8 protein-coding genes are annotated in these 10219 nt (G+C 70.4%); 2 read left to right on the top strand and 6 right to left on the bottom strand.

Annotated features, from left to right (window positions below):
* Positions 1–286 precede the first annotated feature (286 nt).
* Genes ACFYWY_RS11360 through ACFYWY_RS11350 form a run of 3 tightly spaced genes read right to left on the bottom strand, consistent with a single transcriptional unit; the run spans position 287 to position 2914 of the window.
* A complete protein-coding gene (locus tag ACFYWY_RS11360; protein WP_389183297.1) occupies positions 287–1027 on the bottom strand; it encodes an energy-coupling factor ABC transporter ATP-binding protein in 741 nt (246 codons plus the stop codon).
* A complete protein-coding gene (cbiQ, locus tag ACFYWY_RS11355; protein ID WP_389183294.1) occupies positions 1024–1785 on the bottom strand; it encodes a cobalt ECF transporter T component CbiQ in 762 nt (253 codons plus the stop codon). The genes ACFYWY_RS11360 and cbiQ overlap by 4 nt, the downstream gene beginning before the upstream one ends.
* A gap of 1 nt (position 1786) precedes the next feature.
* The gene (locus ACFYWY_RS11350) at positions 1787–2914 is read right to left on the bottom strand and encodes an energy-coupling factor ABC transporter permease (RefSeq protein ID WP_389183291.1); all 1128 of its coding nucleotides are present in this window, start codon (positions 2912–2914) and stop codon (positions 1787–1789) included.
* A gap of 155 nt (positions 2915–3069) precedes the next feature.
* Here ACFYWY_RS11350 and ACFYWY_RS11345 point away from each other — a divergent pair, with 155 nt between their 5' ends.
* Positions 3070–3417, top strand: a complete 348-nt coding sequence (locus tag ACFYWY_RS11345) for an SsgA family sporulation/cell division regulator (RefSeq protein WP_389183288.1) — start codon at positions 3070–3072, stop codon at positions 3415–3417.
* Positions 3418–3558: 141 nt separating this feature from the next.
* Here ACFYWY_RS11345 and ACFYWY_RS11340 read toward each other — a convergent pair whose 3' ends face one another.
* Together ACFYWY_RS11340 and ACFYWY_RS11335 are read right to left on the bottom strand one after the other, a co-directional pair.
* Entirely contained in the window at positions 3559–5739 is a 2181-nt protein-coding gene (locus ACFYWY_RS11340; protein WP_389183285.1) for an MMPL family transporter, read from the bottom strand.
* A gap of 124 nt (positions 5740–5863) precedes the next feature.
* Positions 5864–6436 carry a TetR/AcrR family transcriptional regulator gene (locus ACFYWY_RS11335; protein WP_389183282.1) on the bottom strand — a complete coding sequence of 191 codons (573 nt, stop codon included), beginning with the start codon at positions 6434–6436 and terminating at the stop codon, positions 5864–5866.
* Positions 6437–6570: 134 nt separating this feature from the next.
* Here ACFYWY_RS11335 and ACFYWY_RS11330 point away from each other — a divergent pair, with 134 nt between their 5' ends.
* Positions 6571–9858: a S41 family peptidase gene (locus ACFYWY_RS11330; protein ID WP_389183278.1), complete on the top strand. Its 3288-nt coding sequence runs from the start codon at positions 6571–6573 to the stop codon at positions 9856–9858.
* A gap of 141 nt (positions 9859–9999) precedes the next feature.
* Here the strand turns inward: ACFYWY_RS11330 and ACFYWY_RS11325 are convergent, their stop codons facing one another.
* Complete coding sequence (locus ACFYWY_RS11325) at positions 10000–10197, bottom strand: hypothetical protein (protein ID WP_389183275.1); 198 nt, start codon at positions 10195–10197, stop codon at positions 10000–10002.
* Positions 10198–10219: the final 22 nt, after the last annotated feature.

The raw sequence follows: 10219 nt of genomic DNA, 5'->3' as shown, positions 1-10219 counted from the left end.
CAGGGTGTACGGGGGGGTGGTGGGGGGGGGGGGGGGGGGGGGGGGGGGGGGGGGGCGGGCGGCGGCCGGGGGGGGGGGGGGGGGGGGGGGGGGGGGGGGGGGCACCTGGGGGCAAGCCCCCAGACCCCCGTACGGCCTTCGGCCGTGTCCTCAAACGCCGGACGGGCTAGAAGTTCCGCCCGTCCGGCGGAAACTCAAGGTCCGGCCGGACTTTCAAGCCCCGTGGGGGTCCCCCCGGACGAAGTCTGGGGGAGATTGAGGCGCCGGGCCCGGGGCCGGGCCCCGGTCAGACCGTCGCTCGGGGGTTGAAGCCGAACGGCAGCTCCAGGCGGTGCGCCCGCATCAAGGCATCGTCGGCCAGCAGCTCCCCCGTAACCCCGTCCGCCACGATCACGCCCTCGCTGAGGACCACCGCCCGCGGGCACAGCTCCAGCGCATACGGCAAATCGTGCGTGACCATCAGCACCGTGACGTCCAACGACCGCAGGATGTCCGCCAGTTCGCGCCGCGACGCCGGGTCAAGGTTGGACGAGGGCTCGTCGAGTACGAGGATCTCCGGCTCCATCGCGAGAACCGTGGCGACCGCGACTCGGCGGCGCTGGCCGAAGGAGAGGTGGTGCGGCGGCCGGTCCGCGTACTGCGCCATGCCCACCTGGGTCAGGGCCGATACGACCCGTGCCTCCAGCTCCGCGCCGCGCAGGCCCGCCGACGCCGGGCCGAAGGCCACGTCCTCCCGGACCGTCGGCATGAACAGCTGGTCGTCCGGGTCCTGGAAGACGATGCCGACCCGGCGGCGGATCTCGGCGAGATTCGCCTTGGCGACCGGCAGGCCCGCGACCGACACCGAGCCGACACCGCCCGCCAGGATGCCGTTGAGGTGCAGGACGAGCGTGGTCTTGCCCGCTCCGTTGGGCCCGAGCAGGGCGACCCGCTCCCCGCGCCCGACCGTCAGATCGACGCCGAAGAGGGCCTGATGGCCGTCGGGGTAGGCGTAGGCGAGGCCCCGCACTTCAAGAGACGCAGTCATAGGGTCCATCCCAGCAGACAGACGGCGAGCGCGGACAGCGGGAGGGCAACGGCGTACGACCACTGGGCCCGGGAGGCGGTCACCTGGTCGATGACCGGCATGGTCCCCGCGTACCCCCTGCTCACCATCGCCAGATGGACGCGCTCGCCGCGCTCGTAGGAGCGGATGAAGAGTGCGCCGGCGGACTTGGCGAGGACGCCCCAGTGGCGCACGCCACGCGCCTCGAAGCCGCGCGACCTGCGCGCGATCGACATCCGGCGCATCTCGTCGGTGATGACATCGCCGTAACGGATCATGAAGGACGCGATCTGGACCAGCATCGGCGGCAGTTTGAGCCACTGCAGTCCGAGCAGCAGCGAACGCAGTTCGGTCGTCGAGGCGAGGATCACGGAAGCGGCGACGCCGAGCGTTCCCTTGGCGAGGATGTTCCACGCGCCCCACAGGCCGGGGACGCTCAGCGAGATGCCCAGTACGGAGACCTGCTCGCCCGGCACCACGAACGGCATCAGCAGCGCGAAGGCCACGAACGGGATCTCGATCAGCAGACGGCGCAGCAGGAATCCGGCGGGGACGCGGGCGACGGCCGCGACCGTGGCGAGCAGCGCCGCGTACAGGCCGAACGCCCACACGGCTTCGCGCGGTGTGGAGACGACGACGAGCACGAAGCAGAAGACGGCCACGAGCTTGCAGTGCGCAGGCAGGACGTGGACGGGCGAGTGCCCGTGCCGGTAGAGCTTGTGGGTGTGGCCCGCCGCCATGTCAGACGGTCTCGCGTACGGGTGCGGATGCGGGCTCGTCCGTACGGCGGCGGCGCACCACGTAGAAGACCCCGCTGCCCACGACGACGGTCGCGCCGACGCCGATGACGCCCGCGAGACCGCCGGAGATCCGGGCGTTGGAAACGTCCTTGACGCCGTAGTCGGCGAGCGGCGAGCCGGCGGCCGCATGCTCCTCCACCTTTTCGTCGATCCCCTGGTCGGTGGCGACCCTCTCCAGGCCGTCGGGGCTGGCGGAGGCGTAGAAGGAGACGAAGCCCGCGAGGACGAGGGCGGTGACCAGGCCGGTGGCCCACACCTTCTTCGGCGAGCGGGCGGCGACCGGCCCGAGTGCGGGCGCGGGCCCGGGTGCTGATGCTGATGCCGGTGCTAGTGCCGGTGCGTCGGCGGGCTCGGCGTCGACCAGTTCGCCGCCGACGCGCAGCTTGAGCGGGGTGGAGAGACCGCGCGCGCCGTAGACCAGGTCGGGCCGGACTGCGATGACGGCGCCGACGGTCAGCATGGTGATCACGGCCTCGCCGATGCCGATCAGGACATGGACGCCGACCATCGCGGTGAGGACCTTGCCGACGGGCACGTTCGTCGTCCCGCCGATGGCGTAGATCAGGGTGAAGGCGCCGGCCGCGGCCGGTACGGATGCGAGCGCGGCGACGAAGGACGCGACGGTGATCGAGCGGCGGCTCCGCGGCAGCACCTTGACCAGGCCGCGGAAGAGCGCGTACGCGACAACGACCGTGACCACGCCCATGACGGTGATGTTCACGCCGAGCGCGGTGAGGCCGCCGTCCGCGAACAGGATGCCCTGCATCAGGAGGACGACGGCTATGCAGAGCACGCCGGTGTAAGGACCGACGAGGATCGCGGCGAGCGCGCCGCCCAGCAGATGTCCGCTGGTACCGGCCGCCACCGGGAAGTTCAGCATCTGCACGGCGAAGATGAACGCGGCGACCAGCCCGGCCAGCGGCGCCGTCCGCTCGGCGCCGGCGAGCGCGACCGGGGATGCGCCCAGCTCACGGCGGGCGCCGCGCAGGCTGACGGCGACGGCGGCGGCGGCTGTGACTCCGGCGGCCACAGACACCGGGGCGTTGATGAATCCGTCAGGGACATGCATGGCGGGCTCCGCTTCGGACAGATGGATAACTGTTCAATGATAGTGCCTTATTGCAAACGGTTCGCAAGAGCGTATCCGTACCGAAGAGAGTTCGAGCCTCCGTGTCGAAATATGGGACATTAGAGGACAAAGCAGGCGAGTGTGAGGAGCGGGCAATGTCCACAGTCGTCGAAGATCATGCATTGGCCCGGATCGTCACCGACGCTCCGCAGCACCGGTCCGTCAGCGTCGCCCTGCGCTACGACCCTGGCGACAGCCCGGATTCGGTGTGCTTCGCCTTCCCCAGCGGCCGCGAGTGGAGTTTCCCCCGGGAACTGCTGGAGACGGGGTTGCGAGCGCCGGCCCGCCGGGGCGATGTCGAGGTCTGGCCGTGCGGCCGGGTCCAGGCGATTGTGGAGTTCCATACCCCGGATGGCGTAGCGGTGGTTCAGTTCGACTCCAAGTCGCTGATCCGCTTTCTGCGGCACACATACGCAGTGGCCGCACCCGCCACCCAAAGGTGACGAGCACGGCCACTGTGTTCCGCGACGGTCCCCGTCCCCACGGTGCCGCCGCGCTCCCGGGTGTGCTCCGCCGGTGCAAGCACCGGCTCCACTGGAGCGGCTACGCCGCGCCCCTTGTCGCGCCCCCGGAGGTCCTGTGCGTCAGGCGCGTACCAACTGCCGCTCCTCGTCCGGGTCTTCGGGACTGACGCCCTCGGGACCGCCGGCGAGTTCCTTGCGCAGCTTCTCGCCCTCCACGTCCACATTGGGCAGCGCGCGGTCCAGCCAGCGCGGCAGCCACCACGCCTTGTGGCCCAGCAGCGCCAGCACCGCGGGCACGATCGCCATCCGGACCACGAACGCGTCGAAGAAGACCGCGATCGCGAGGCCGAAGCCGATCATCTTGACCATCTGCTCGCTGGAGCCGATGAAGCCGGAGAAGACCGCCATCATGATCACTGCCGCGGCGGTGACCACCCGTGCCCCGTGCTTGAAGCCGGTGACGATCGCCTCGCCGGGCCGCTCTCCATGGACGTACGCCTCACGCATCCGCGTGACCAGGAAGACCTCGTAGTCCATCGCGAGCCCGAAGACGACGCCCACCATGAAGATCGGCATCATCGACATGATCGGGCCGGTCTGCTCCACACCGAACAGCGAGCCGAGCCAGCCCCATTGGAAGACGGCGACGACCGCGCCGAGCGCCGCGACGACGGAGAGCAGGAAGCCGAGGGCCGCCTTGAGCGGCACCAGCACCGAGCGGAAGACCAGCATCAGCAGCAGGAAGGCGAGTCCGACGACGAGCGCGAGATAGGGCAGCAGCGCGTCGTTCATCTTCTGCGAGAAGTCGATGTTCAACGCCGTCGCGCCGGTGACCAGCACATCCTCGCTGCTGCCGTCCCGGATGGAGTGGACGAGGTCCTCGGTCCCGACCGAGGACGGCCGGTCCTTGGGTACGACCGTCACCATCGCGGTGTCGCCGGCCTTGTTCAGGGTCGGCGGGGTGACGGCCGCGACTCCGTCGAGGCCCTCGATCTCCTTGACGGTACGGTCGGCCGCGCCCTTGTCGCCGTCCACGACCACCATCAGCGGGCCGTTGAAGCCGGGGCCGAAGCCGTCGGACAGCAGGTCGTACGCCTTGCGCTGAGTGGTGCTGACCGGCTGCGCGCCGTCGTCGGGCAGACCCATCTCCAGCGAGGCGACCGGTACGGCGACAGCGCCGAGGCCCACCACACCGGCGAGCAGTACGGCGACCGGGCGGCGCAGCACGAAGCGTGCCCAGCGGGTGCCCACGTTCGGCTTCTCGCCGGCCGGCTTGCCCTTGCGGACCTTGCGGCCGAGCACCCGCTTGCCCGCGAAACCGAGCAGCGCGGGAATCAGGGTGAGGGCGATGAGGACGGCGATCACGACCGTGCCTGCCGCCGCGAAGCCCATCTTGGTGAGCATCGGAATGTTGACGACGGCGAGACCGACGAGCGCGATGACCACGGTGAGGCCGGCGAAGACGACCGCGGAGCCCGCGGTGCCGACGGCCCGGCCGGCCGCCTCCTCGCCTTCATGGCCGTCGGCCAGCTCGGCGCGGTAGCGGGAGACGATGAAGAGCGCATAGTCGATGCCGACCGCGAGGCCGATCATCGTCGCCAGTGTGGAGGTGGTGGAGCCGAGGTCGAGCACGTTCGCGAGCGCGGTGATCGTGGAGATTCCGATGCCCACGCCGATGATCGCGGTGAGCAGCGGAAGCCCGGCGGCGACCAGCGAGCCGAAGGTGATGACCAGGACGACCGCGGCTATGCCGACGCCGATGATCTCGCCGACCCCGGTCTCCGGGACGGCCTGCAGCGCGTCGCCGCCGATCTCCACGGTCAGCCCGGATTCGCGGGCCTCGGTGCCGGTCTCCTCCAGTGCCTCACGGGTCTCGTCGGTCAGCTCCATCGAGCTGACCTTGTACGAGACCGATACGTACGCGGTGTCGCCGTCCTTGGAGACGGCCTTGCCGGCGTAGGGGTCGGTGACGGAGGCGATCTGGTCGGAGCCGGCCTTCAGCGCGCCGACGACCTTGTTCACTTCGGCCTTGTTGGCCGCGTCGGTCATCTTGCCGCCGCCCTGCGCCTTGAAGACGACCCGGGCGGTCGCGCCGTCGGCGCTGCCCCCTGGGAAGCGCTCTTCCAGCAGGTCGAAGGCCTTCTGCGCCTCCGTGCCCGGGACCGAGAAGGACGACGAGGTGGCGGTGGACGCGTTGGCCGCGCCGACGCCGGCGAGCGCCAGCAGCGCAACCCACAGCAGGGCGACGAGGCGGCGGCGCCGGAAGGCGGACCGCCCGAGTTTGTAGAGGAACGTGGCCACGAGGGCGTACTCCCGTTTTTGAGGTGAACAGGGCATGGGGAGCCGGCCCGACGACGAGAGCGGCGCGCGTCAGGTGGAGCTGGTCGTGCAGGGGAGGGGTGGTGCGGGGACCTGCGGGGGGGGATCAGATGCCGAGGGCGGGGAGGACCACGGCATTCATGTAGGCGGCGATGAAGGCCCGGTCGACGGACCGGTCCTCGATCAGAGGACGGGCGATGAAAGCGCCCACCAGCATGTGCGGGACGTAGCTCAGCGCGGGTGTGTCCGCGGGGATTTCCCCCCGGTCCACGGCTCGCTGCAGCAGTGCGTCGAGCCCGGTCATCTCCGGGTCTATCAGCAGGTCCCGCAGCGCCTTGTGGAGGTCGGGGTTGGCGTGGATGGCATGGGCCAGACCCCGCATCAGCGCGGAATCCTTCTCCATCTGGCAGTCGTCCATGCGGTCGACCATCGCGAGGAAGTCGCCGCGCAGGGTGCCGGTGTCGATCTCCGCGATGCTCACCGGCTTGTTGTGACGCAGCGCGCGGGCGACCAGCTCCGGCTTGCTCCGCCACTGGCGGTAGAGGGTGGCCTTGCTCGACCGGGTGCGGGCCGCGATGGCGTCCATGGTGAGGCCCTCGTAGCCGGCCTCGCGGAGCAGGTCGAGCACGGCTTCGTACAGTTCCGCCTCGCGCTCGGGCGTGATCCTGCTGCTTGCCATGGTCGACCTCCAACCTGAACGAAACGGTTTCGTACAGCACGAAGATAACCCCGGACCTCGGCGAAACGAAATCGTTTCGGTCGTGTTCTGCGTCACAAGTTGCCGCGCCCCTCTGACACGGAAAGCATTGGGGGGTGAGTGACGACGTCGCGTATCTACGTTTCCCGCACGTGCACGACGACTTGCTGTGCTTCGCCGCCGAGGACGATCTCTGGATCGCGCCCCTGGTGCCCGCGGGGCACAGGCCTGGCCGCGCCTGGCGGGTCACCGTCGACCGGACCAGAATCAGCCATCCGCGCTTCTCCCCCGACGGCGCGCACATCGCGTACACGAACTGGCGCAGCCTCGACCCGGAGATACATCTGGCGCCGGTCGAGGGCGGGCCGGCCAGGCGGCTGACCTACTGGGGCTCCACCGACACCCGGGTCTGCGGCTGGGACCCGGACGGCAACATCCTGGCCGTCTCCTCGCACGGCCAGCCCTTCTCGTACTTCTCGTGGGCCTACAAGGTGGCCACCGACGGCTCCCCCGGCAGACGGCTCCCCTGGGGCCCGACGTCCGACATCCAGGTCGCGGACGTCGACGGAGAGCACCGCTCGCTGCTCCTCACGGGCAAGCCGCCGCACGAACCGGCCGCGTGGAAGCGGTACCGGGGCGGAGCGACGGGCCGGCTCTGGCTGCACGGGGAGCGGCTGCTCGCAGATCTGAACGGCCATCTGGACTGCCCGATGTTCGTCTCTGGCCGGATCGCGTTCCTCTCCGACCACGAGGGAGTCGGCAATCTCTACTCCTGCCGGCCCGACGGAACCGACCTGCGGCGCCACACCGACCATGACGCCTTCTATGCCCGGCACGCCTCGAGCGACGGTCGCAGGGTTGTGTACCAGTGCGCGGGCGAGGTGTGGACCGTCGACGATCTGACGGCGCCGGACGCGGCGCCGCGCAAGCTGGAGGTACGGCTCGGGGGCCCGCGCGCCGGACGCCGCGCCTACCACGTGCCCGCCTCCAGCAACGTGGACGCGATCTCCGTCGACACGACCGGGCGGGCCAGCGCCGTCAACGTACGCGGCAGCCTGTACTGGCTCACACACCGCGACGGCCCGGCGCGCACCATCGTGGACACCCCGGGCGTGCGGGTCCGGCTGCCGGAGATGCTCGGCAGCGGCGGCCAGGTCGCCTATGTCACGAGCGCGGACGGCGAGGACGCCGTCGAGATCGCGTATCTGCCGCGGGCGAGCGGCGAACGGGAGCCGCGCCGGCTGGCCTCTGGGGAGCTGGGACGCGTCCACGAAATGGTGTCGGACCCGGACGGGGAGCGGCTCGCGATCGCCTCGAACGACGGCAGGCTGCTGCTGATCGACGTGCCGGCGGAATCCGAGGTCACCTCCGGGGCCGAAGGTTCGGGGAGCGGGGAGGTGACGGAGCTGATCCACTCCATCAACGGGCCTGTCCGCGACCTGGCCTTCTCACCGGACGGCGCCTGGGTGACCTGGTCGCAGCCGGGCATCGGCCGCTCACTGCGGCAGATCAAGATGGCCCGCATCCAGGACCGTACGATCGTCGATGTCACCAACGGCCGCTTCGAGGACGAGAATCCGGTCTTCACGCGCGACGGCCGCTACCTCGCCTTCCTGTCCTGGCGGGGCTTCGACCCGGTGTACGACGTGCACACCGGGGACCTGTCCTTCCCGCTGGGCTGCCGCCCCTATCTCGTACCGCTGTCGTCCGCGACACCTTCGCCCTTCGCGGTACTGCCGGACGGACGGCCCGCGGCGGGCGGGCTCGACCCGCTGGACGAGTCCGAGGAGGGCGACGGCACCGTCATGGTCGAGGTGGAGGGGCTGGCGGACCGGGTCACCCCCTTCCCCGTCACCGCCTCCAAGTACTCGGCGCTCCATCCGGTCAGCGGCGGCGGGCTCGTCTGGCTGCGCTGGCCGATCTCCGGGGCGCTCGGTGAGACGTTCGCCAACCCGGCGGACACCTCGGGCCGCCCCACGCTGGAGCACTTCGACATCACCAAGGCCCGCAAGACCGAACTGGTCGGCCATCTCGACTGGTTCGCGGTCAGCGGCGACGGCAGTCGGCTGGTGGTCGTGGACGACGGGGAACTGCGCGCGGTCCCGGCCACCGAGTCCGGGGACAGCGACTCGACGGTCTATCTGGACCTGCGCCGGATCCTGCACGAGGTGGACCCGCCGTCCGAATGGCGCCAGGCGTACGGCGAGGCGGGCCGCATCATCCGGGAGTACTTCTGGGAGCCGGGAATGTGCGGCATCGACTGGGACGCGGTGCTCGACCAGTACCGTCCGCTGGTCGAACGGGTCGCTTCGCCGGACGAGTTCGCGGATCTGCTGCGCGAAGTGCTGGGCGAGCTGGGCACGTCCCATGCGTTCGTCACGCCCGCGCGGCGCAACGAAGGACCGCCGCACTACCAGCGGCCGATGGGCCTGCTGGGCGCGAACCTGGTCTGCCGGGACGGGAATTGGGTGGTCAGCCGGATCCTGCCGGGCGAGTCGTCCGACTCCAAGGCGCGTTCGCCGCTGGCCGGCACGGGCATCCGCGAGGGCGCGATCCTGACGCATGTCGACGGCCGTCCGGTGGACCCGGTGACGGGCCCCTACCCGATGCTCTCGGCGGCGGGGGGCTCGACGGTCGAGCTGACCTTCCAGCCGGCGGAGGGCGAGGGGCACGCCCGGCGGGTGGCGATCGTCCCGCTGGTGGACGAGCGACCACTGCGTTACCAGGACTGGGTGGCCAAACGCCGCGAGGTGGTACGGGAGTTGAGCGGCGACAAGTGCGGGTATCTGCACATCCCGGACATGGGCGGGTCGGGCTGGGCGCAGTTCAACCGCGATCTGCGGCTCGAAGTGTCCCGGCCTGCGCTGATCGTGGACGTACGCGGCAATGCGGGCGGCCACATCAGCGAACTGGTGGTGGAGAAGCTGACACGGAAGATCCTCGGCTGGGACCTGACGCGGAACGCCCAGCCCGTCTCGTACGCGTCGAACGCGCCACGTGGCCCGATTGTCGCCCTCGCCGACGAGGCGACGTCGTCGGACGGCGACATGATCACCGCGGCCTTCAAACTGCTGGGCCTGGGCCCGGTGGTGGGCAGCCGCACCTGGGGCGGCGTGGTGGGCATGACGGGCCGACACCGCCTGGGCGACGGCACGGTGATCACGGTCCCGATGAACGCGGCATGGTTCGACGAGTACGGCTGGTCCGTCGAGAACCACGGCGTGGACCCGGACGTGGACGCGCTGCGTACGCCGCTGGACTGGGCGGAGGGCCGCCACGTCCAGCTGGACGACGCGATCCAGCTGGCCCTGGACCTCCTGAAGACCCACCCGGCTGCGGAGCCGCCGGACTACTCCCAGGCCCCGGACCTCCGCCGCCCGAAGCTGCCGCCGCGGCGGGCGTGAGGGAGGGCGGGACGCCGCACCCGGCACACACGAGGGGCGCAGCCCGTATTCACGGGCGCGCCCCTTCGTTGCCTTCGCTGACTTGGTTGCCTGCGCTGGACTCGTTGCCTGCGCTGACTGCGCTGCGTCGCTTCAGATGTCTCAGATGTCGTAGTTCTGCCTGAACTTGTCCTCGGCGTCCTGCATGGCCTCCTCGGTGGACCGCTCCCGAGGCTCTTCCTTCGGTTCCCTCGGCTTACCAGACCGCTCCGACGCCTTCTTCCTCGCGCCCCCCTCGGCCTTCTGCGCACGCTCCTCGAGCGCGTCGGCCTTGTCCTTGAACTGGTCTGCGGTGCCCATGAACGTTCACTCCTAGAAGGGT

The sequence above is a fragment of the Streptomyces sp. NPDC002870 genome (genome assembly GCF_042888505.1).
Classification (GTDB): Bacteria; Actinomycetota; Actinomycetes; order Streptomycetales; family Streptomycetaceae; genus Streptomyces.
This window is presented reverse-complemented; position numbering and strand designations above follow the sequence as displayed.